This window comes from Roseibium sp. (assembly GCF_025698965.1).
Taxonomy (GTDB): Bacteria; Pseudomonadota; Alphaproteobacteria; order Rhizobiales; family Stappiaceae; genus Roseibium.
Genome location: NZ_JAILWL010000045.1, coordinates 1 through 21388, shown reverse-complemented (window position 1 = coordinate 21388; position 21388 = coordinate 1). Strand labels below are relative to the sequence as shown.

At 56.7% G+C, this 21388-nt stretch carries 21 protein-coding genes; 10 read left to right on the top strand and 11 right to left on the bottom strand.

What is annotated here, in order from left to right:
- From K5905_RS05855 to K5905_RS05825, 7 genes are all read left to right on the top strand, one after another.
- Positions 1–393: FadR/GntR family transcriptional regulator (locus tag K5905_RS05855; RefSeq protein WP_297581289.1), on the top strand; the 393-nt coding region annotated here is incomplete at its 5' end.
- Between the two features lie 223 nt (positions 394–616).
- The gene (locus K5905_RS05850) at positions 617–1720 is read left to right on the top strand and encodes a sugar ABC transporter substrate-binding protein (protein WP_297581287.1); all 1104 of its coding nucleotides are present in this window, start codon (positions 617–619) and stop codon (positions 1718–1720) included.
- A 2-nt stretch (positions 1721–1722) separates the two neighbouring features.
- Complete coding sequence (locus K5905_RS05845; protein WP_297581285.1) at positions 1723–2541, top strand: ATP-binding cassette domain-containing protein; 819 nt, start codon at positions 1723–1725, stop codon at positions 2539–2541.
- Positions 2531–3718: an ABC transporter permease gene (locus K5905_RS05840; protein WP_297581283.1), complete on the top strand. Its 1188-nt coding sequence runs from the start codon at positions 2531–2533 to the stop codon at positions 3716–3718. The genes K5905_RS05845 and K5905_RS05840 overlap by 11 nt, the downstream gene beginning before the upstream one ends.
- Positions 3719–3761: 43 nt before the next feature.
- Positions 3762–4736 carry an aldo/keto reductase gene (locus tag K5905_RS05835; RefSeq protein ID WP_297581280.1) on the top strand — a complete coding sequence of 325 codons (975 nt, stop codon included), beginning with the start codon at positions 3762–3764 and terminating at the stop codon, positions 4734–4736.
- Positions 4737–4747: 11 nt separating this feature from the next.
- A complete protein-coding gene (locus tag K5905_RS05830; protein ID WP_297581277.1) occupies positions 4748–6178 on the top strand; it encodes an aldehyde dehydrogenase family protein in 1431 nt (476 codons plus the stop codon).
- 9 nt (positions 6179–6187) lie between these two features.
- The gene (locus tag K5905_RS05825; RefSeq protein WP_297581274.1) at positions 6188–7357 is read left to right on the top strand and encodes a mandelate racemase/muconate lactonizing enzyme family protein; all 1170 of its coding nucleotides are present in this window, start codon (positions 6188–6190) and stop codon (positions 7355–7357) included.
- Between the two features lie 158 nt (positions 7358–7515).
- Here the strand turns inward: K5905_RS05825 and K5905_RS05820 are convergent, their stop codons facing one another.
- The 5 genes from K5905_RS05820 to K5905_RS05800 form a co-directional block, all read right to left on the bottom strand.
- Entirely contained in the window at positions 7516–8673 is a 1158-nt protein-coding gene (locus K5905_RS05820; protein ID WP_297581271.1) for a Gfo/Idh/MocA family oxidoreductase, read from the bottom strand.
- A gap of 238 nt (positions 8674–8911) precedes the next feature.
- A complete protein-coding gene (locus K5905_RS05815; RefSeq protein WP_297581268.1) occupies positions 8912–9973 on the bottom strand; it encodes a sugar phosphate isomerase/epimerase in 1062 nt (353 codons plus the stop codon).
- 132 nt (positions 9974–10105) lie between these two features.
- On the bottom strand, positions 10106–11062 hold the full coding sequence (locus K5905_RS05810; protein ID WP_297581265.1) for a substrate-binding domain-containing protein: 957 nt from the start codon (positions 11060–11062) through the stop codon (positions 10106–10108).
- A 97-nt stretch (positions 11063–11159) separates the two neighbouring features.
- Positions 11160–12176, bottom strand: a complete 1017-nt coding sequence (locus K5905_RS05805; protein WP_297581293.1) for an ABC transporter permease — start codon at positions 12174–12176, stop codon at positions 11160–11162.
- Between the two features lie 2 nt (positions 12177–12178).
- Positions 12179–13702, bottom strand: coding sequence for a sugar ABC transporter ATP-binding protein (locus K5905_RS05800; protein WP_297581261.1), 1524 nt, complete (start codon positions 13700–13702; stop codon positions 12179–12181).
- A 203-nt stretch (positions 13703–13905) separates the two neighbouring features.
- On the opposite strand from K5905_RS05800, the gene K5905_RS05795 reads away from it, so the two are divergent.
- The gene (locus tag K5905_RS05795; protein ID WP_297581259.1) at positions 13906–14940 is read left to right on the top strand and encodes a LacI family DNA-binding transcriptional regulator; all 1035 of its coding nucleotides are present in this window, start codon (positions 13906–13908) and stop codon (positions 14938–14940) included.
- Between the two features lie 76 nt (positions 14941–15016).
- Here K5905_RS05795 and K5905_RS05790 read toward each other — a convergent pair whose 3' ends face one another.
- A complete protein-coding gene (locus K5905_RS05790) occupies positions 15017–15907 on the bottom strand; it encodes a LysR family transcriptional regulator (protein WP_297581257.1) in 891 nt (296 codons plus the stop codon).
- Between the two features lie 101 nt (positions 15908–16008).
- On the opposite strand from K5905_RS05790, the gene K5905_RS05785 reads away from it, so the two are divergent.
- Together K5905_RS05785 and K5905_RS05780 are read left to right on the top strand one after the other, a co-directional pair.
- Positions 16009–16368, top strand: a complete 360-nt coding sequence (locus tag K5905_RS05785; RefSeq protein WP_297581254.1) for a VOC family protein — start codon at positions 16009–16011, stop codon at positions 16366–16368.
- Positions 16365–17240 (top strand): NAD(P)H-binding protein, encoded by an 876-nt coding sequence (locus K5905_RS05780; RefSeq protein ID WP_297581251.1) that lies wholly within the window; start codon positions 16365–16367, stop codon positions 17238–17240. The genes K5905_RS05785 and K5905_RS05780 overlap by 4 nt, the downstream gene beginning before the upstream one ends.
- Positions 17241–17274: 34 nt before the next feature.
- Here the strand turns inward: K5905_RS05780 and K5905_RS05775 are convergent, their stop codons facing one another.
- The 5 genes from K5905_RS05775 to K5905_RS05755 all read right to left on the bottom strand — a co-directional run.
- On the bottom strand, positions 17275–18399 hold the full coding sequence (locus tag K5905_RS05775) for an isocitrate/isopropylmalate dehydrogenase family protein (protein ID WP_367186911.1): 1125 nt from the start codon (positions 18397–18399) through the stop codon (positions 17275–17277).
- A 3-nt stretch (positions 18400–18402) separates the two neighbouring features.
- The gene (gene otnC / locus K5905_RS05770) at positions 18403–19050 is read right to left on the bottom strand and encodes a 3-oxo-tetronate 4-phosphate decarboxylase (protein ID WP_297581248.1); all 648 of its coding nucleotides are present in this window, start codon (positions 19048–19050) and stop codon (positions 18403–18405) included.
- Positions 19047–20279: a 3-oxo-tetronate kinase gene (gene otnK / locus K5905_RS05765; RefSeq protein ID WP_297581246.1), complete on the bottom strand. Its 1233-nt coding sequence runs from the start codon at positions 20277–20279 to the stop codon at positions 19047–19049. Before otnK ends, otnC begins: the two co-directional genes overlap by 4 nt.
- A complete protein-coding gene (locus K5905_RS05760) occupies positions 20276–21073 on the bottom strand; it encodes an N-acyl homoserine lactonase family protein (protein WP_297581243.1) in 798 nt (265 codons plus the stop codon). The genes otnK and K5905_RS05760 overlap by 4 nt, the downstream gene beginning before the upstream one ends.
- Positions 21070–21388: putative quinol monooxygenase (locus K5905_RS05755; protein WP_297581241.1), on the bottom strand; the 319-nt coding region annotated here is incomplete at its 5' end. The genes K5905_RS05755 and K5905_RS05760, both read right to left, overlap by 4 nt.

Genomic DNA, 21388 nt, shown 5'->3' with positions numbered 1-21388 from the left:
AGGCTGGTGATCGAGCCGAAGGCGGCGCGATGGGCTGCCGAGCGCGGAACCGCTGAAGGGCACGAGTTGATCCGTCAGGCTCAGGAGCGCATGGAGCAGGAAAAAGGCTCCATTGAGGACTTCATCATTGCGGATGCCCAGTACCACCGGTCAATCCTGCACGCGGCAAACAACGAAATATTGCAGGCAATGGAAGGAGTTATCTACTCTGCATTGCTCGGGTCCATTCGTCTGACGAATACCGATCCACGCGAAAACGAAGAATCCATTCCCTTTCACAGGAATGTCACTTCCGCAATTCTGGCTCGGGAAGCTGATCAAGCGGAAGAGAGAATGGAAAATCTGTTGGCAGACGCCAGACATCGGCTCGCAGGGAGAATGCATGACGGCTAACGGATCGGTCTGCAGATAACCATCACCCGATAGACTGAACTGTCTGCGCCCGGAGTTGCGTTTCGGGCGATGGGGGATGCTGTCCAAAAAACAGAATTTCTGGTGCCTGGGATCTTCCTTGGATCGACAGGCAACGGGGAGGCTGCGTCCGGAGGGACGCGACAGAACGTCAAACCTGAGGTTTGGCGAGTGGTAAAGTATTGGCATCAGCGGAGGAGAAAAGATGCTCAATCACATGAGGAAGAATCTTTCGAAACTTGCGGCAGGAACGGCTGTTTCCGCCCTGACATTGGGCCTGACTGCAGGTTTGACATTGGGAACTGCTGCGAGCGCGCAGGCGGAAGATCTGGTGGTTATGCTGCTGCCGGAAAACGTGAATGCCCGCTGGGAAAGCCAGGATGCCTTTTTCTACAAGAAAGCCATGAAGGATCTGGCGCCGAATGCCGTTGTCGAGGTGTTCAACGCCAACAACGATACCGCAACTCAGCAACGTCAGGCTGAACAGGCACTGACCCGTGGAGCGAAAGTTCTGGTCGTAATTCCGATTGATGGTGAAGCGGCTGCAATCATCGCCGATCAGGCGGCGGATGCAGACGTACCGGCAATTGCCTACGACCGCATGATGCAATCCGAAAATACCGATTTCTGGGTACAGGCTGACATGTTCGCGACAGGCGCCGCTCAGGCGCAGCACGTTGTCGATCGAACGAAAAAAGGCGACACGCTGGTCATGATCAAGGGGTCTCCAACGGATCCGAATGCCGGTGTCATCGCTGCAGGTCAGATGTCCGTGCTTCAGCCGCTGTTTGAGTCCGGCGATCGGGTTCTGGGATATGAAAACTGGACCCCGGGCTGGGATCCGGCAATTGCCCGCCGGTCCATGGAACAAGCCCTCACCACGCTCGACAACAATGTCCAGGGTGTCGTGTCTTCGAATGACGGCAATGCCGGGGCTGCCATCGCAGCCATGCATGAGCAGAAAGGGCTGGTTGGCAACGTACCGGTGACCGGGCTTGATTGTACGGTTCAGGCGTTGCAGCTGATCCTGCTCGGTGAGCAGACACAATGCGTCTGGCGTCCATTTGAGGAAATGGCGACTGTTACCGCGAAGGTAACCGCTGCACTTTTGAAGGGTGAAGACGCCGCCTCCATGACACAAGGCACAGTAACCAATGCGGCGGAAGCGGAAATTCCCTTCGTTCCGGTCGACTATTATGAAGCCGTGGGGGCAGAAGGTGTTGCTCATGTCATCGAGAACGATCTGTCGGTCTCAAAGGCAGATGTCTGTGACGGCGTCGCCTCCGACACGGAATTCTGTAAGTCCTGATCATGCTGGGAACGATTGAAAACAAGGTGGGGCAGAGTGCCCCGCCAGCTCATCTGGCAGTTTCCGGTATTCGCAAGAGCTTTGGCGGCGTGCATGCCTTGAGGGGTGTCGACTTTGAAGTCGCTCGCGGAGAAGTCATGGCTCTTGTCGGCGACAACGGGGCCGGCAAGTCGACGCTCATGAAAGTGCTTGCCGGAGCTCATCTGGCCGACGAAGGCACCTTCTTCCTCGATGGCAAGGAAGTCAGCATCTCCAGCCCACATGATGCGTTCGATCATGGCATTCAGATTGTCTACCAGGATCTGGCGCTTTGCGAAAACCTCGACGTCGCCGCCAATCTGTCCCTGGGAGCAGAGCCGGTCAAATCGGGATGGGGTTTCCTGCCGCGTTTCCTGCGACCTATCGATGGCATGGCGATGGAAGAAAGAGCACTGGCAGCCATCGACAGGCTTCAGGTGCGCACTTTGAAATCGGTACGAGCCAAAGTCGGTGGACTGTCCGGCGGGCAGCGCCAGGCGATCGCCATTGCCCGCGCTGTCGGGGCAGACAGTTCGGTCGTGCTCCTGGATGAACCCACTGCTGCGCTGGGTGTGGCACAGACCCGGCAGGTTCTGGATGTGGTCAAACGTCTGAGGGAGACCAATCACGCAGTGGTCTACATCTCGCACAATCTGAAAGACATCTTCGAAGTTGCCGATCGGATTACCGTTTTGCGCCATGGTGCAAATGTTGCGACCTGGCACACAACAGAAACAACCCCTGACGAAATTGTGGTCGCAATGACGACGGGACTGGATGACGGGGGCAACAATGTCCGTTGAAGCTCAACCTCAACCCGCGGTGCTGGACAGGTTCCGGCAGCTGAGAGAAACAAGGTTCGGAGCTTTCGTGCCCGTTCTGCTTGCTCTGATCGCGATCTGGATTTATTTCGGCATCACCGAACCCGCATTCATCAGTTCGCGGAATTTCTACTTTCTTTTCATGCAGTCAGCAGTGGTCGGCACGCTTGCCGTCGGCATCACAATTGTTCTGCTGCTTGGTGACATCGACCTGTCTTCGGCAGCAAATGCCGGTGTCTGTGCTGCGCTTATGGCGGTTCTGATAGTTGCTGATGTGCCTGGGCCGATCGCCTGTCTCATCGCGATTGTTCTGGGCGTTATCCTGGGCTGTGCCCAAGGCGTTCTGGTCGCCTATGTCGGCATTCCCGCCTTTGTTGTGACGCTGGCCGGTCTGCTTGGATTCCAGGGCCTCATGCTCAAGATCCTGGGTATCCAGGGCGCAATCAACATGCGCGACCCGTTCGTTCGCGGCATTACCACAATTTACCTGCCACCTGCAGCAGGTTGGGTGCTCGCTGCCGCCGTTATTGCAATCTTTGCATTCGCTGTTTTGCGCAATCAGGCGCAAAGACGGGACCGCGGTCTTGAGCTCGACCCGTCAATGGCAGTTTGGGGTCAGATCGCCTTCTTTGCAGTGGTGGTGGTGGCGGCCGTTGCAACTCTCAACAGTTATCGCGGAATTCCGTTACTGGTCGTGCTGCTGGTCGGGATTACCGCGCTGTTGGGGTGGGTGACAACGTCGACACCTTTCGGGCGATCCTTGTTTGCGGCAGGTGGAAATGCCGAAAGCGCCAGAAGGGTCGGGATAAATGTCCGGCATATCCGTGTCGCTGCGTTCGGTCTGGTCGGACTTATGGCGGCGATTGCGGGAATAGTTGGCGCCTCTCGCTACGCCTCGGTTTCTTTCAACGCCTTCGCCGGCGGCCCGCTGCTGCTGGAGGCCATTGGTGCTGCGGTCATCGGCGGAACCTCACTCTTTGGTGGGCGTGGCTCGGTCTGGAACGCGATCCTGGGAGCATTGGTTATCGGCTCTCTCGGCAATGGTCTGGATCTTTCCGGAGCTTCCGCGGCGGACAAGCTGATGTTCTCAGGCGCCATCCTGCTCATTGCTGTTGCCATCGACGCCGTGTCGCGCAGCAGCGCTGCCCAATCACGTTAAGTCAGGCACGCAAGGCCTGGCGCGAAAAGTACGAGCTATCATTATGAAAACATTCAAAATCACACCACTGGACACGCCAGTCTCCGCAATCGGAATGGGAACGATGATTTTCCATCCCGACACCGCAGAACGGGACTTTGCGCTGCTGGATGCCTTTGTCGAACATGGTGGCACATATATCGACACTGCCGAAGTCTATGGCGCGGTGGAGGAACACGGATTTTCCGAAATGGTCATCGGTGACTGGCTCGCCAGCCGCCCGGGAATGCGCGAGAAAATTGTTCTCACCTCAAAGGGCCTGATCCCGGGATACTGCGCACCAATTCATCCCGGCGGAGCAAAGATTGATCCAGTGTCGATCCACAAGGCAATCGACGGGTCGCTCAACCGGCTCAAGACCGACTGCCTCGACATCTGGATGTTCCATCGGGACGACCCGTCTCAACCGATCGGTCCGCTTGTCGATGCACTTGATGAAGAAGTCCGGGCTAGGCGGTTGAAAGCCTTTGGAGCATCGAACTGGACTACCTCCAGAATCCAGGAAGCGATTGACTATGCGCGCGCGACCGGCAAATCGGAAATGATCTGTTCGTCGCCGAATTTTTCACTTGCCCGTGCCAACGAGCCCTTCTGGCCGGATACCGTCGTGACGGACGAGACCGACCGCAAGTGGTTCTCCGCAAATGGTGTCCTCCTAGTCGCCTGGTCTGCTTTGGGGCGGGGCTTTTTCGCAAGAGCCGATCCTGCAGATCTGGGCGATGCGGATCTGGTACGGGTCTTTTATTCCGATGCCAATTTCGAACGCAAAAAAAGGGCTGAAGCCTTTGGAGCTGAAAGGTCGATGAACATGTTCGAAATCGCGCTTGCCTATGTGATCAGTCAGGACTTTCCGGTCGTCGCTCTGAACGGTGCCGAAACCCCTGAACAGGTCGCTTCATCGGCACGCGCTGGAAATCTGCAGCTCACGCCAGCTGAACGCGACTGGCTCGATCTGACCAGCGACAACCGACCGTTTTGAGGAGCCAGGACATGATTGCCAAGAAGATGTATCTCGCGGGCGAACTTGTCACTCGCACTGTTCATGAAGAGGTTGTGTGTCCGGCAAATGGGGAAGTCATCGGATCTTTTGCGAAAGCAGATGCACAAGATGCGCAAGCTGCACTTGAGGCGGCTCATGCTGCGTTCCCGCAATGGTCCGCAGCCTCCATCGATGAACGCGCCGGCTGGATGAGAAAACTTCGCGAGGCGATTATCGCAAACGAAGAACACTTGCGGGAGTGTATCCATCTGGAGACGGGAAAGAACTGGGCAGGCACCCGGGAGGACTTCGACAGTCTGGTCAACAGCTTGCACTTTTATGCCGAAGAGATATCTCGCTTCCGGCCGGAAATGCTGGTGGACCGTGAACGCACTCATACCCATACGCTGGTGCACGAACCGGTGGGCGTGGTCGTTGCCTTCCTGGCATGGAACTTTCCACTGCTCAATCTTGCTTTCAAGATCGGCCCCGCAATGGCGGCGGGGTGCCCGATCGTAATCAAGCCATCATTCAAGTCTCCGCTGTCCGCTTATGCCGTGGGCGAGCTTTGCCATCAGATCGGATTGCCCGCAGGTGTCGTGAACATTCTTTGCGGGGACGACGAAGATGTGGGAGACGCCCTGTCCGCATCCACCATTCCGGCCATGCTTACGCTGATAGGTTCTGCCCGAACGGGGCAGCGGATCATGGCAAAGGGAGCGACGTCCATCAAGCGTTACTCCATGGAGCTTGGTGGCAATGCACCGGCTCTGATCTTTGCCGATGCGGATCTGGACCTGGCGGCTGACATCGTTTGCGCAGTGAAGTTCGGCAATGCCGGTCAGATCTGCGTCACTCCCAATCGAGTCTTCGTGGCGCGCGAGATTGCGGCAGAATTTTCTGAAAAAGTGAGCGCGCGCGCCCAAGCCGTAAAAGTTGGTTTTGACAGGCATGCAGACATCGAAATGGGTCCGCTGATCGATGCCGCGGCCCGAACTCGCGTCGACGGTCTTGTCAGGGATGCCATTGAGAAAGGGGCGAAGCTTCTGACCGGTGGCAGCAACGGGATCGGCAACGGGGCAGGGACCTTCTATCCGCCGACCGTTCTGACCGGCGTATCGCCTGCAATGCGAATTTACCAGGAAGAGATTTTTGGCCCTGTGGTCGGCATCGTCGAGTTCTCGGAAGAAGAAGACGTGCTTCGCGCCGCCAACGATACAGATGCCGGTCTTACGGCTTATGTGTTCACCCGTGATATTGAACGGGCCGAGAGGTGCGCAGGCCAGTTACGCTTCGGTGAAATCCAGATCAACGGCATCAAATATGGCATCGACCTGCCACATGTCGGCATCAAACAATCGGGTGTTGGCTGCGATTGTTCGCACCTTGCGCTTCACGACTACCTGGCGCCGAAACGCATTTCGCGTGCGTTGTTGTCTTAGGAGAGGCGCATGCAAATCACCCGCATCAAAAGCCACGTGCTGCAGTATGACCTGCCGGAAGAGTTGGGCTACTCACAGCAGTACTATTCCAAAAGGTCGGCGCACCTTGTTGAAGTGGAAACCGATGAAGGCATCACCGGTTGGGGCGAATGCTTCGGACCTGGCAGTATCGCCGTGGCCAACAAGACTATTGTCGAGAAAGTCATTCAGCCGCTTGTTGTTGGCGAAAATCCGCTCGATCGGGATGTCCTTTGGCACAAGGTCTACAATCTGTTGCGAGACCACGGCCAGAAAGGCATGCCGTTGCAGGCTCTTTCCGGTGTCGACATCGCCCTGTGGGACATTGCCGGCAAGGTTGCCGGATTGCCGATAGCGCAGCTTATTGGCGGTTTCCACCGCACCAAGGTCCAGGTCTACGGATACGGCATGATGTTGCGGCGTGAAAACCCCACCGCGATGGCGAGCCGGTTTCGGGACGAGGCGGCAGTGATCAGGGAAATGGGATTCCGCGCGACCAAGATGAAACTCGGCCTTGGCCCGAAGGCGGATGTGAAACTTGCGAGCGCCGTGCGTGCAGGTATCGGCCCGGATTTCCGATTCATGGCGGATGCCAATCATTGCTACACGACGGCGGACGCGTTTTATGTCGGTCGTGCTCTGGAAGAACTGGAGTGTTACTGGTTTGAGGAGCCGGTCGCGCCGGAAGACCATGATGGATACCGTGAGCTGCGTGCGGGTCTCAAGGTCAACATCTCAGGTGGTGAAGCGGAGTTTAACCGTTGGGGGTGGCGCGGGCTTCTGGAAAGCAGGGCGCTCGACATTGCACAGCCCGAAGTCTGTGCACTCGGAGGAATCTCGGAGTATTTGCGGGTTCTTGCTCTCTGTCATGCTCATTTCGTGCCTGTGGTGAACCACGTCTGGGGCTCGGCTATTGCGGTTGCAACCAATCTGCAACTCCTTGCGGCAATGCCGCCGCTTCCTGGAGGTCTGTATCCGAGCGAGCCGATGCTGGAATTCGACACCACCGACAACCGATTTCGCGACGAACTGCTGAAAGAGCCCTTGGACATCCAACAGCAAATCAAACGGAATGACGGCTATGCCGATGTGCCGCAGGGGGCCGGGCTCGGCGTGGAGCCGGACCGCGACTTTATTCGCCACTACGAGATAGCGGCCTGACATCAGGGATGAATGGCATCGGGTTCAGGCCAGCGATCCTTATCCGGAATGCGTCCCACACGCCTGGATGAAGATCTTCGAACCGATCTTGCACTGAACTCTGAAGCGGCCCGGGCGTTTTGACGCCCGGGCCGCTTGCACTCACAGAGTATCACCGATTAACCGAGTTTGACCCAACCCGCATTCTTGGCGGACGAGCGCACACACGCGTCAACAAACTGGACCCCGGCAAGGCCATCCGTGATTCCGGGTACAAGTGAGGGCGTTTCCTTGCCCTCCTGACGTGCCCGGATGACATCGGCTGCATCCTTGTAGAGATTGGCAAACCCTTCCAGGTATCCTTCCGGGTGTCCTGGTGGAATGCGTGTTGCGGAGGCAACGCTGTCCGACATGCCTGCGCCGCCGCGCGTGATGATCCGCTTCGGTTCACCAAACGGCGTGACATGGAGATAATTCGGGTTCTCCTGATGCCATTCCAGTCCGCCCTTATCGCCATAGATACGGATCTTGAGATTGTTTTCGTTGCCGGGAGCGACCTGCGAACACCAGAGCATGCCTCTGGCACCGCTGGAAAAACGCAACATGACATGGGCGTTGTCATCGACCTGACGGCCCGGAACGAAAGATTGCAGATCGGCGGCAAGGCTTTCTGCCGACTGACCGTTGATGAAGCAGGCGAGATTGTAGGCATGCGTGCCGATGTCGCCAGTGGAGCCGCCGGCGCCAGAGCGAGACGGGTCGGTCCGCCAGTCAGCCTGCTTGTTGCTTTGTTCAACGGTCAACCAGTCCTGCGGATACTCCACCTGGACAACGCGGATGGTTCCAAGATCTCCATTCTGCACCATTTCCCGTGCCTGACGTACCATTGGGTAGCCGGTGTAGTTGTGGGTCAGAAAGAAGAGTGCATCGGAGTTTTCAACCGCTTTGACGAACTTTTTCGCGTCGGCGAGCGTCGAAGTTAGCGGCTTGTCACAGATGACATGAATACCGCGTTTCAGAAACTCGCGGGCCACCGGATAGTGCATATGGTTCGGCGTTACGATCGCGACCGCCTCGATCCCGTCCTTCAAGCGGGCTTCGCGCTTGGCCATGTCCTCGTAGGAGGAATAAATCCGGTCTTCCTTCAGGCCGAGTGCCCGTCCGGACTCTTGCGCTTTTTCGGGCGTCGAGGAAAGAGCACCCGCCACAAGCTCGTAACGGCCGTCGATCCGTGCTGCTATTCTATGAACGGCACCGATAAAGGCATCCTTGCCACCGCCAACCATACCGAGGCGGATCGGGCGCACTTGCGGGTTGTCTTTTCCTTCAATTGCCATCTGGCTCCTCCTGTCGACATCACAAACGTAGGGATGCCGTTGCTGTAATCGATTACATTCCTATACAGGAACTCCAAATTTTGGAAGCTCTTGATTGCCGATTTGTTGGGTAGTGGGATTGTTTCCGGAACAAATGACCTGTCCTTGATAGAGTTATTGCGGTGTTTTTCAGAACGAAACATCGTTGCGGAACCGTCCTCCCGGTGACAAAGTTGAGCGGGAGAACCTCACAGGAAACTCAAATCCGGTCGATGCCTAACATTTTCCGGTTGGCCGCGTCATCACTACCGCCGTCGGCAAAGTCGTCAAAGGCTTTTTCGGTCACGCGGATGACATGATCCCGGACAAATTGCGCGCCTTCACGCGCACCGTCTTCGGGGTGTTTCAGACAACATTCCCATTCGACAACCGCCCAGCCGTCAAAATCGTTGGCAGCCATTTTGGAAAACACTGAAACGAAGTCGACCTGGCCGTCACCAAGAGAGCGGAAGCGCCCGGCCCGGCTGACCCAGGACTGATAGCCGCCGTAGACGCCTTGGCGTCCGGTCGGGTTGAACTCCGCGTCCTTGACGTGGAACATGCCGATCCGATCCCTGTAGATGTCGATGTTGTCCAGATAGTCCAGGCATTGAAGGACATAATGTGACGGGTCGTATAGCATTTTGCAGCGTTCGTGATTGTTCAACCGCTCCAGAAACATCTCGAACGTGATGCCGTCGTGCAGGTCTTCCCCTGGATGAATTTCGTAACAGACGTCAACACCCATTTCGTCCGCATAGTCGAGGATTGGGCGCCAGCGTCGGGCGAGTTCGTCGAACGCCGTGTCGATCAGGCCCGCAGGCCGTTGAGGCCAGGGATATAGATAGGGCCAGGCGAGGGCGCCTGAGAAAGTTGCATGAGCTGAAATGCCGAGATTCCGGCTGGCAGCGAGCGCTTGCTTGACCTGATCAACCGCCCAGCTCTGTCGCGCAACCGGGTTGCCGCGAACTTCCGGTGCGGCGAAACCGTCAAAAGCGGTGTCATAGGCTGGATGAACTGCCACGAGCTGTCCCTGAAGATGGGTAGAGAGTTCAGTGATTTCGACCCCGTTTTCTTTGGCGGTGCCAGCAAATTCCTCGCAATAGGTCTTGGAGCTGGCAGCCTTTTCAAGATCGATCAATCTGCTGTCCCAGCTGGGAACCTGAACGCCGAGATAGCCGCAATCAGCTGCCCACTTCGTGATTGCGTCCCAGGAGTTGAAGGGAGCTTCGTCCCCTGCGAACTGGGCCAGGAACAGAGCGGGTCCCTTGATGGTCTTCATGATTTCCTCCGGAAGAAAGCAGTCTTTGCGTCATGCCCTGCGAGCTGAAAAGGGCCGGAACCCCATCGCGTAAAGTTCCGGCCCATAGGTCACGCACCCCTCGATTTGGGACGTGACCTGGGTTCCCGATGCCTAGAAAGGAGAATCCGGGAAATAGTAGTTCTCGGCATTTTCGCGTGTGATCAGCGTTGCGCCGAGAATGTAGCGGCCGGCAACCGGACCATTGGACTTGAAGGCGTTCACCGTCGCATCCATTGCGGTTGCGATCATTGCCGGCGGATAAAGAACGTCAACCGGGATAAGCTCATCACCATCCATGATGCTCTTGATCGTTTCTTTCATGCCGGCACCACCGACAACGAACATGCCGTCACCATCGCGTCCAGCCTGTTTCAGGGCAGCCACGACACCGATTGCAATATCGTCGTCCTGTGCCCAGACAGCGTCGATGTCAGGAAAGCGGGACAGGAAATCCTGCATGACTTCAAAGCCGTCATCGCGGTTCCAGTTGGCATGTTTGTGATCGAGAACGTTGATCCCGGAACCTTCGATTTCCGCCATGAAGGCATCGAAACGCTCGTTGTCGATCACTGTCGGGATACCGCGCAGCACGACTATGTTGTCACCGTCTTTCAGGCGGCCTTTCATGTACTGGGCGGAGACGCGGCCCAGTTCAGGGTTGTTCCCGGCAACATAAAGATCTTCGATCCCGGGTTGGCTGAGACCCCGGTCGACCACGGTGATCCAGGCTCCGGATTTTTTAACATTCAGCACCGGATCGGTAAGCGGCTCGGATTCGAACGGCAGTACCACGAGCGCGTCGATCTGATGGACCGAGACCAGGTCTTCAAGAGCACTGGCCTGTGCACCTGGGTCAGGTGAGTTGACCAGGATCAGATCGACATCGGGATAAAGCTTCTCAAGGCGTTTTTCGGCCTGTTCCGCATGCCAGTTCATACCGGCCGCCCATGCATGTGTCGGGGTCGGATAACTGACACCGATCTTGATCTTGTCCTGAGCAACCGCAGAGCTGGCAAAAGCAAGCATCCCTGTTACCGCCATCATTCCCAAAGCTTTTTTCATAAGCATTGTTTCCTCCTCCAATGCTGCCAGTTGGACGCACTTTTCCCGTCCGGTGCGAGCCGGTTCAAAATTAGGGGACGGGTCCCTGTTCAGTTGAGTTGCGTCAGGACTTTCCGCTCTTGCCGAGTTTCCAGTCGCTTCGCTGCAAGAGAACCGCAACGATGATGATCAGACCCTGCATGGTGCCATTCAGGTAGTTCGAGATCACATCGGTGAAGTTCAGAATATTGCCAATTGTCGTCAGGATCAGCGCGCCAAGGATGGTTCCACCGATCCGGCCGTAACCACCTTTCAGGACCGTTCCGCCAATGATCACGGCCGCGATGGCTTCAAGTTCCCAAAGCACGCCGGTCGAGGCAGAGGCGGAGCCGAGGCGGGGAACATAGATGATCGTGGCGAAGGACACACACAGACCCTGGATGACATAGGTGAGGGTTTTCACTCGATCGACATTGATGGCCGAGTATTTGGCAACGGCTTCATTGGATCCGATGGCGGTGCAATAGCGCCCGAAGGCTGTTCGGTTGAGCAGCAGCCAGCCGCAGATCGCGACACCGATGAACACCCAGACCGGGAAGGGCAGACCGAGGAAGCTGTCATAATAGACCGGACGGTAGGTGCCCCGGATCTCGAAATTCAGGGAAAGAGTGCCGCCGTCGGCAAAGTAGGTGACCAGAGACCGGTAGATGCCCATTGTGCCGAGCGTGACGATAAAGGCTTCGATCTTGCCTTTTGTCGTAAGCGCACCGTTGATCCATCCAGCGCCAATACCCAGAAGAATGGCCAGGCCGCAGCCGAGCAATACGGTGGGAACACCAGTGCCAAGCGTCTCGACCGCATTGTTCATGATCATGACACCTGAAATCGCGGCCGCCATGGAACCGACCGAGAGGTCGATGCCTCCGGCAGTGATCACGAAGGTCGCCCCGACGGCGATAATGCCGATGAAGGCTGAGCGTGTCAGGAGATTGGTCAGGTTTCCTTCGCTGACAAAGGCGGGGTTCAGGAGAAACCCGATGATACAGAGTATCAGCAAAGCCAGCGCGGGGCCGAGCGTTTTGAAATCGACGGAAAACCTTTTGGCGGATTTGGCCGCGTTGTCTTCGGATGCGGTCATCATAGTCAAAGGAGTTCCTCCCGTTTCAGCCCGGCGGCGTAGCGCATGATTTCGTTTTCGTTGATGTGATCACCAGTCAGGATGCCGGTGATATGTCCTTCACGCATGACCACCACCCGGTGGCATATCCCGATGATCTCCGGCATTTCGGATGAGATCACCACAACCGATACTCCTTCTGCGGCAAGAGCTGCGATGAAGTGGTAGATCTGCTGCTTCGTGCCGACATCGATACCGCGCGTCGGTTCGTCAATGATGACGATCTTCGGGTCACATTCCATGATCTTGGCGAGCAGCAGCTTTTGCTGATTGCCGCCCGACAGTTTGCCGACGACGATGTCTGCGTCCCGCGCCCTGACATCAAAGCGGCGGATGGCGCGCGCAAGTGCGTCGTCCTCGGCCTTGCGATCAATGGAGAATTTCCTGACGAATTTCGGCAGGGCGAACAAGGTCAGATTTGGCCGCATCTTTTTGTCGAGCAGCAATCCTTTTTCTTTTCTGTCCTTGGTCAGATACGCAAGACCTACGTCCCGCGCTTGAGCGACGGTCATGGGGCCGGTGTCGCGTCCGAATAGTTTGATCTCGCCGCTTTCGATCGGGGTAAGGCCACAAATGGCTTCAAAGACTGCGGTGCGTCCGGACCCGATCAGTCCGGAGAACCCTAGAATTTCACCTTTGCGCAGCCCGAAGCTGACAGTGTCGATGCCAGGCGCGCGCAGATTTTTGACTTCCAGAACAAGCTCTGCATCGACATCTGCCTCGTTCATGGGGGGATAAAGATCGGACAGTTCACGCCCGACCATCATTTGCGCCATCGTGTCAGGTGTCAGGTCCTGAGAGGGACGTGTATCGATCCATTGTCCGTCGCGCAAAATGGTGACCCGGTCGGCAATCGCTTTCACTTCATTGAGCTTGTGTGAAACGAAGACAATGCCAACGCCGCTTTCCTTGAGCTTCTGGACCTGGCGGAAGAAGACCTCCGTTTCTTCCTCGGTCAAAACGGCGGTTGGCTCGTCCATGATGAGGATACGGGCATTCCGACTCACCGCCTTGACGATTTCGACCATCTGCTTCTGCGCGATTGTCAGATCGGAAATTCGATCGGTTGGCGCAATGTCGAGACCGATCTCGTCCAGATACTTCTGAACGTTGTGCCGCATGGCAGCCCGGTCAAGAAATCCGTTTGACCGCTTTTCGCGTCCCAGGAATACGTTTTCTTCAACGGTCATCTGTTCAGCAAGGTTGAGTTCCTGGTGAATGAGTACGATGCCGAGTTTTTCCGCGGCACCATTTGGGGGCAGGGCGGTCTGTCTGCCGTCCAGGCGGATCTGGCCGGACGTCGGGTCGTGGAAGCCGGAGAGAATTTTCATCAAGGTCGATTTGCCCGCGCCATTCTCGCCGATCAGCGCATGAACTTCACCCTCGCGCACATCCATGCTGACACTGAACAGCACAGGCACGGGGCCAAAGGACTTGCTGATGTTGACAGCTTCAATGATCGCCGCCGAAGCGGACGTTTTCACGGACATTCCTGAATTCCTCCCCGGCGCCGGAACCCTCTTCCCCAATGGCGCCATAATCCTGATGTAAACGTTTTCATGAGCGATGTAAACCTTTACATTTTGCCTTGTAAACCTTTTCATGAATCGTTTCTGGCTCTATACAGCGTAGAGAGCCTTGAAATTCATGCACTTAATCAGAGCCCGCAACGCAGCAAATTCGAGAGCGGAATATGAGTGAACCGGTGGACCGGCCGGCGACAATTGAAGACGTTGCAAAGCTTGCGGGTGTTTCCATTGCCACCGTCAGCCGGGCCTTGCGCTCGCCGGAAAAGGTCGCTGAGAGCACTCGGAAAAAGGTGACCGCTGCAATCGCCCGCACCGGTTACACCGCCAATGCGATGGCACAGAACCTGCGCATGCAGCGCTCGCAGATGGTTCTGGTTCTTGCGTCTTCGATTGCGGACGCGAATTTTGCCGGGATTTTGACCGGGTTGGAAAAGGCAGCCAACGATCGGGGTTACGGTGTGTTGATCGGCAACACCGAGGGAACCACGGGGCTGGAACAGAACTACCTGCGTTTCCTGTCGACAGGGATGGCAGACGGACTTGTGCTCTTGACCGGGCATGTGCCGGTCGCCGGAGAACCGCAGACGCCGTTGACGCACCTGCCGCCTATTGTTGCCACCGAACGGCCGGTCTCAAATCCAGAAATCAGTTATGTCGGTGTCGATGACGTGGCAGCGTCGAAGATGGCAACCGAATACCTGATTTCTCTCGGACATCGGAGGGTAACCTTCATCTCCGGTGGACCGGGGGACATCCGCAGCGACTTGCGCCACTCAGGTTACCAACAGGGCCTAAAGGAATCCCCGGAGAACCTTCGCGATTGGCGGATGGAAGGGGACGGCACAAGTGAAAGCGGCCGTGCAGCGGTCGAGCGCCTCTTCATCAAGGACGATCTGCCGACCGCGTTTTTCTGTTTCAACGACAATACGGCCATTGGGGTCATATCAGCGCTGCAACTGCGTGGGTATCGTGTTCCGGAGGATTTCTCGGTGCTCGGTTTCGACGACATTCCCTTTGCCAACAATTTCACTCCCGGCCTGACAACGATCCGCCAGCCTCGTCATCACATCGGTGAAAAGGCCATGAACATTCTGCTGGATCGTCTGGCGAACCGGACGCAGGTATCGCAGAATCATTTGCTCCATGGCGACCTGATTGTCCGCGAGAGTTGCGCAGGTGTTTCCAAGAACAGGCGGTGAGGGACCACTGGCCAGCGGTGAAAGGCTTTGAAAACCGACAGCGACTGCGTTGTTCTTCTCCATAAGCGTGCTGGCCTCAAAACGGTGCCAGAAACGAAGACACCTCGTCCAGGAATGCGCGGGCAAGCTTGGACAGGCCGGTTTTCCCGGCATAAACCGCATAAAGCGAAATCTCCGGCAGTTGCCAATCAGGCAGCACTTCGACCAATTGGCCATTGCCGAGTTCCTTTCGGCACAAAAGACCGGGCAATTCTCCGATGCCAGTGCCGATTTCAATCGATGTCTTCAGTGCCAGATAGTCGTTTATCGCAAGCGTCGGCTCAAAGGGGGCGGTATAGGCCTCATCGTCTTTGGTCAGATGCCAGGTGATTTTTTCCTGCGCCTGAAAGCCAAAACCGAGGCGGCTATGATTGTTCAAATCCTCAGGCCGTACGGGCAACGGATTGACTGCCAGATAGGACGGAGCAGCGCATAGGCGGTGACGATGTTGGAGCAGCTTGCGGATGACGAGGTTGGGAGCCGAAGGTCGCGCAACCCGGAACGACAAGTCGACCCCGTCATCGACAAAGTCAAGCATGCGTTCGCTGACCAGCACCTGGACACGCGCCTCCGGCTGCTGCCTCAAGAAGCGGTCGATCGGTTGCGCAAACAGGAGTTCGGTCAGGTTCGGTGGAACCGTTATTCTCAACGTGCCGGACAGTCCTTCGCGTTGGCTGCGTACGGCCTGATTTGCAAAGTTCAGTGCGTTGATGCCTTTGCTGCAGAGGTCGAAATACGTTGACCCGGCTTCCGTGGCGCGCAACGGTTTTCGCGATCGGTCGAGCAATAGGATCTGTAACTCCTTCTCAAGCTCGGCCACTTTGCGACTGACCGTGGACAGCGGCATGCGTAAGGCACGGGAGGCGGCTGTAAAACTTCCCTGCCGAACGACTTCAACAAATACGGCGATAGCATCGAGGTTGCGCATGTAATTCCATTTTTGGGATATTGATCTTGAAATCAAGGACTGTTTCTGAATTTGGAAGCAGTTTATCCCTGGGTCAATCAAAACCTGACCTGGAGAAACACATGGCCAATCTCGACAAGACCATCAATTACATCGAGTTTCCGCTCAAAAACGCTGATCGCACAAAGGCGTTTTATACCCGTGTGTTCCACTGGAGTTTTCAGGACTGGGGCGACAAGTACATCAGCTTTACCGGTGCAGGCGTCGAGGGGGGATTTAATGGCGAAGCCGACACGCCGGTTACCGCACCTGGTGTGCTGGTCGTGCTTTATGCAGACGATCTGGAAGCGATTCTCATTGAAGTGAAATCAGCAGGCGGGCTCATTCTTCGGACCCCTTATGATTTTCCTGGTGGTCGCCGGTTCCACTTTTCCGATCCGAACGGCAACGAGCTGGCAGTCTGGACGGAGGCGAAGCAATGACAGTTCTGGTGACAGGTGCCACCGGGACGGTCGGGGCGCATCTGACGCGGTTGCTCGTTGAACAGGATTTGCCGGTTCGGACGCTTTCTCGTTCTGCCGGAAGGTTGAAAGAAGGCTTCGGCAGCAAAGTGGAAAGCGTACTGACCGATTTGGATGATCCTTTTGATCTTCATGAATCCGTTGCGGGTACGGAAACGCTTGTCCTGATCACGGCTGCGGGGCCAAACGCAGCCAAACAGGCGTCTGCCGTCCTGACCGCTGCAAAGCACGAAGGGGTCCGTAAGGTTGTGAGAGTGTCCGCGATCAAGGCCGCACCAGAGGGACCAACCGAAAACTCGCGGTTACATGCGCAAACAGAAAGTGAGATTATCGCTTCCGGCATGGAATATGTTTTGCTTCGCCCGAATTGCTTCATGCAGAACATGTTCCTCGCAGCTGAACCTATTGCAAGGAAACACACTTTCTCGTTTGCGACCGGGCACGCCCGGATGGGCATGATTGATGCTCGCGATATCGCGCAATGTGCATTCGCGAGTGTGATCAGTGAGGATTGGAACGGCAAGACACTCGAACTCACCGGCCCGGAAACACTCGGGTTTGCCGATGTCGCCAAGTGTCTATCCAGACTTATGGACATCCCTATTCGATACGAACCAATCTCACCAAAGGTCGCTTTCGACATTGTTGAAAGCGCGGGCTGGGGGAGTTGGATGGCAGCCCTGACGAGAGATTACGGCGCGGCCTATGGCGCCGGTTGGGGAGACTTCACAACGGAACACGTGTTTCGGTTGACCGGAACCGCTCCGCGAAATTTTGAAACTTTCGCACTTGAAGTCTTCGTACCGGCGCTGAGGCGCATTGGTCTGGCATGATCCGGTGTGGCATGGCTTTTAGCCTGCTCGGGCTTCAGGCGCGAATTGAAGTCCTGACGGGCGCAACGGGAGAAATCCGAGACAGAATTTGATTGGTCACGGCCCGGGTCCCCATGTCACCGCCAAACTCCATAGGTCTCAAGGCGTTATCGTCAAATCCTGAATCAACTGCTGAATTGACGAGCTCGGCTGCCGAACTCAACTCGGGGCGGCCGAGTTTCTCCGACAGGTAGTCCAGCATCAGGGCCGCGCTCAGAATGGCGGCGAGTGGATTGGCCTTGTCCTGTCCCATGATATCCGGCGCACTACCATGCGCCGGCTGGAACAGACCTGTCGTGTCTCCGATTTCAGCGCAGGCAGCCATGCCCATGCCGCCCACCAATCCTCCGGCAAGATCGGAAAGGATGTCACCGAACATGTTTTCCGTGACAAGCACGTCGAATTCCCAGGGTTTGCGCACAAGGTCGAGTGCCTGAGCATCGACGTAGTTGTAGCCGACAGGGATGTCCGGATAATTCTGTTTCACTTCGTCGAACAGCTGACGAAAGAACGCCAGCGAAGTAAAAACATTGGCTTTGTCGACACAGGTCAATTTGCCCGGTTTGCCCCGGTCCCGGCGTTTCCTCGCAAGATCGAAGGCAAACCCGTGCAGCTTTGTCGTGGTCTTGCGGGTAATCCTGAGGATGTCCTGCACTTCATCGTCATTGACGACCAGACTTCGGTCATGCGCGGCAGCGGAATAGAACAGCCCCTCTGTCGATTCTCTCAAGATGATCAGGTCGATGTTGGCCGCGCGCGGATCGGCAAGCCTTTGCGGGGCATTCGGATAAGCCTTGACGGGACGAACACCTGCATAGAGCCCGAACCTGTCACGCAGTCTGAGGTGTGGGGAGATTTCTGTTCCGTCCTGATGGCGGATTGCTGGCAGGCCGATCGCCCCCAGAAAAATGGCGTCCGCAGCCTCGGCGCGTTCCTCTCCATCCGGCTCGATATCGACACCGTTTTCCTTGAAATATCCGGCACCTGCCTGAATTTCGTCATAGACGGGTCGAGCGAGACCGACTTTCTCAAGGGCAGCCTCCATGACGGTCAATGCGGCTTCCGCCACATCGACGCCGATGCCGTCACCTTTGATCAGGGCAATTCTCATTGAGGCCATTCCTTAAGTCCAATCAACGTCAAATTTGTCGACAATCCGGGTCACCTTGTCGGCGGACAGGGCTGATACTGGAATGCCGCGCAGCAGTATCGCAAGCCGTGCTGTTGCCTCCAGCTCCTCCATCGCATTGACGGCAGCTTCCAGGTCTTTGCCCGCGACCACAGGTCCGTGGTTTGCCAGCAGCACTGCGGATCGCTTGCCTGCGAGACCCCGAACGGCGTCGCCCATTGCAGGGTCTCCGGGGACAAAAAACGGCAACAGCTGCACCTTGCCGAGCTGCATGATCCCGTAGGCGGTCAGTGGTGGTAAGACATCGTCTGGATCGATATCGGGCAGAAGTGAAAGTGCGACCGAGTGGCATGAGTGCAGATGCACGACGGCACCGGTTTTGCCGCGTGTTTCATAAAAGGCCGCATGTAGCGGGATTTCCTTGGTCGGTTTGTCACCAGACAGGAGAACTCCCTTTTCCGAAAGGTGGCTGATCTTTGCTGGATCCAGAAACCCCAGGGAAGAACCTGTCGGCGTCACCAGCAAACTGCCGTCGGACAGGCGAAGCGATATGTTGCCGGTGGAGCCATGGGTCAGTCCTCTGTCGAATAGCGACTTTGACAGGCGCGCGATCTGTTCCCGGGCCGCTGCGATCTCGCTCATGCGCTCCCCTCCAGAACGGCAAGGGCTTCCTGAAAGAAATCCGGTCCACCAAAATTTCCGGACTTCAGCGCCAAAGCCAGAGGTCTTCCGGAAACCTTCAGTGCCGGCACACCGGCCGCAATTTTTGGTCCGATCTCCAGCGTATGAGCATCAAGTCCGGAAACGACTGCACCGGAGGTTTCTCCTCCTGCAACGACTATCCGTTGAACGCCGGCCTGAGAAAGTGCGGCAGCCAGGTTGGCAAAAAGCGACTCTATCGCTTCGGCACTGGCCTCGCGCCCGAAACGTTCCTGTGCGGCGGCAACCACACTTGGATCTGCCGAGGAATAGAGCAGGGGCGCGTGCTCCTGCATCAAAGTCCATTCAAGGATTTCCTGCAGGGAAACGCGTTTGGTGATGATGTCGTCTGCCGCGAGCTCGCGCGACGGCGCAATGGACTTGTAGGCTGCGACTTGCCCACGGGTCGCCGTGGAACACGACCCGGACAGGACCACGGCTTTTCCGGTGACCCCGGTCCATGAAGCAATGTGTTGCGAAAAACCGAAATTTTCCGGGAGACCGAGCGCGATGCCTGAACCTCCTACCAGAAGGTTTCGGGATTTTGCGGCCTGCCCAATGGCAAGCAGGTCGTCATTGCGGATAGCGTCCACAATCACCATTGCCTTGCCTGCTTCTTCTGCGGAACGACAAATTGCGTCCGGCCCCGTCCACACTGTGGAAACCGGAATGTGTCCGACAGGCCAGGAGGTTTGACGTGCAAGGACCCGGCGAAGATCCGGATCGGTCATCGGCGTGAGCGGATGATGTTGCATTCCGCATTCGCTCAAGAGCCTGTCCTTGACGAAAAGGTGCCCTTCGAAAACCGTCCGGCCATTTTCGGGAAAGGCCGGGCAAACCAGGACCGAGGTTTCGCCGAGCCAGTCGGCGAGTGCTTCGGCAACCGGTCCGATGTTACCGGCATCGGTGGAATCGAATGTCGAGCAGATCTTGAGGACGATTTGCTCAGCTCCTTGCGCCTTGAGCCAGTCACAGGCTTCCAGCGACCGGGTAATGGCTTCCTGCGCGGGGACGGTGCGCGTCTTCAGTCCGATGACACCGGCTTCTATGGCCGGGTCTGCTGTGGTGCCTGGAATGCCGACATATTGCGCAGTTGGCATACCGCCTTCCGACAACATGAGCGCAATGTCGGACGCGCCGGTGAAGTCATCTGCAATCACACCGAGCTTCATGACTTCAGCCCCTTGAGCGGACCGCGGTCCAAACGGAGGATATGCTCCGGTCCATGGGTCGGGAACAGTTCACGCACCAGAGGGTCATGTCCGGGAATGACGAGGTCCTGGGAACTCGCAAGGCGCTGGATGGTTTTGAACCCCTCCAACATCTCCTCAAGGTCCACGACGATCGGGAATGGCTTGGCTTCCAGGAAGTTCTCGTAATAGTGGGACGCATCCGAAGCGAGGCACATCCAGCCAGTGCCCGTCAGCACCCGAACGACCTGCAGACCTTTGCTGTGCCCACCGGTACGATGCACGGTCACGCCTTCGACAACCTCGCCGTCCCCTTCGTGAAATACGACGCGTCCGGAATAAAGTCGCTGCACAGCCTCGCAGATATGATCCGCGGTAAATGGCGCCCGCAAGGTGCCGTGACACATGCAAGGCCCGGTCGCATAGGCCATTTCGGCAGCCTGAAGGTGGATGGTGGCATTGGGGAAGTGGCGCAGGCCACCTGCGTGGTCATAGTGAAGGTGGGTCACGATGATCGTCGAGACCTCTTCCGGTACGATGCCGAGCGGTGCGAGCGCCTCGTGAGGATCAAGCCGCACCGGGCGGCTGCGCCGGTTGCCTTCTTCCTGATCATAACCGGTGTCGACAAGGATGATTTCGTCGTCTCGGCGCAACACCCAGAGAAAATAGTCCATGTCATGGGGCAGGTGATGGTCGTCATCGAACAGAAAACTGTCCTTGCGCGTACGCGCATTCCGGTCTGCATATTTGACGGCAAATACTTCCCACGGCGTCATGAGGTCACCTTCGAATAGGTCGCAACGGTCTTGTCAGCGACCATGGACGAGACTTCCGTGTCAAATTTCAGAAAATGCTCACTGCGCAAATGGATCTGGAAGGCCTCGGCATCGTCATATAGTTCGTAAAGAAAAACCTCTTCCGGCCGATCGGCGTCCGTACAGACGTCAAAATGATGGCATCCAGGTTCAATCTGCATTGAAGTTTGGGCGTTTTGGATCATCAGCGGCAGGAATTCGTCCTGCCGACCTTCCTTGATCTGAAAACGTACGGTGACTGCAAACATGCCGCCTCCCTTTACCGGAAAAGATGCA

Excerpts from the sequence above, each read along its gene's own strand:
- otnC (WP_297581248.1), bottom strand. The coding sequence starts at position 19,050 with ATGAGCGAGATCGCAGCGGCCCGGGAACAGATCGCGCGCCTGTCAAAG.
- K5905_RS05805 (WP_297581293.1), bottom strand. The coding sequence starts at position 12,176 with ATGATGACCGCATCCGAAGACAACGCGGCCAAATCCGCCAAAAGGTTT.
- K5905_RS05835 (WP_297581280.1), top strand. The coding sequence starts at position 3,762 with ATGAAAACATTCAAAATCACACCACTGGACACGCCAGTCTCCGCAATC.
- K5905_RS05775 (WP_367186911.1), bottom strand. The coding sequence starts at position 18,399 with ATGGCCTCAATGAGAATTGCCCTGATCAAAGGTGACGGCATCGGCGTC.
- K5905_RS05850 (WP_297581287.1), top strand. The coding sequence starts at position 617 with ATGCTCAATCACATGAGGAAGAATCTTTCGAAACTTGCGGCAGGAACG.
- K5905_RS05845 (WP_297581285.1), top strand. The coding sequence starts at position 1,723 with ATGCTGGGAACGATTGAAAACAAGGTGGGGCAGAGTGCCCCGCCAGCT.
- K5905_RS05785 (WP_297581254.1), top strand. The coding sequence starts at position 16,009 with ATGGCCAATCTCGACAAGACCATCAATTACATCGAGTTTCCGCTCAAA.
- K5905_RS05790 (WP_297581257.1), bottom strand. The coding sequence starts at position 15,907 with ATGCGCAACCTCGATGCTATCGCCGTATTTGTTGAAGTCGTTCGGCAG.
- K5905_RS05815 (WP_297581268.1), bottom strand. The coding sequence starts at position 9,973 with ATGAAGACCATCAAGGGACCCGCTCTGTTCCTGGCCCAGTTCGCAGGG.
- K5905_RS05840 (WP_297581283.1), top strand. The coding sequence starts at position 2,531 with ATGTCCGTTGAAGCTCAACCTCAACCCGCGGTGCTGGACAGGTTCCGG.
- K5905_RS05820 (WP_297581271.1), bottom strand. The coding sequence starts at position 8,673 with ATGGCAATTGAAGGAAAAGACAACCCGCAAGTGCGCCCGATCCGCCTC.
- K5905_RS05760 (WP_297581243.1), bottom strand. The coding sequence starts at position 21,073 with ATGACGCCGTGGGAAGTATTTGCCGTCAAATATGCAGACCGGAATGCG.
- K5905_RS05800 (WP_297581261.1), bottom strand. The coding sequence starts at position 13,702 with ATGTCCGTGAAAACGTCCGCTTCGGCGGCGATCATTGAAGCTGTCAAC.
- otnK (WP_297581246.1), bottom strand. The coding sequence starts at position 20,279 with ATGAAGCTCGGTGTGATTGCAGATGACTTCACCGGCGCGTCCGACATT.
- K5905_RS05830 (WP_297581277.1), top strand. The coding sequence starts at position 4,748 with ATGATTGCCAAGAAGATGTATCTCGCGGGCGAACTTGTCACTCGCACT.
- K5905_RS05825 (WP_297581274.1), top strand. The coding sequence starts at position 6,188 with ATGCAAATCACCCGCATCAAAAGCCACGTGCTGCAGTATGACCTGCCG.
- K5905_RS05780 (WP_297581251.1), top strand. The coding sequence starts at position 16,365 with ATGACAGTTCTGGTGACAGGTGCCACCGGGACGGTCGGGGCGCATCTG.
- K5905_RS05810 (WP_297581265.1), bottom strand. The coding sequence starts at position 11,062 with ATGCTTATGAAAAAAGCTTTGGGAATGATGGCGGTAACAGGGATGCTT.
- K5905_RS05795 (WP_297581259.1), top strand. The coding sequence starts at position 13,906 with ATGAGTGAACCGGTGGACCGGCCGGCGACAATTGAAGACGTTGCAAAG.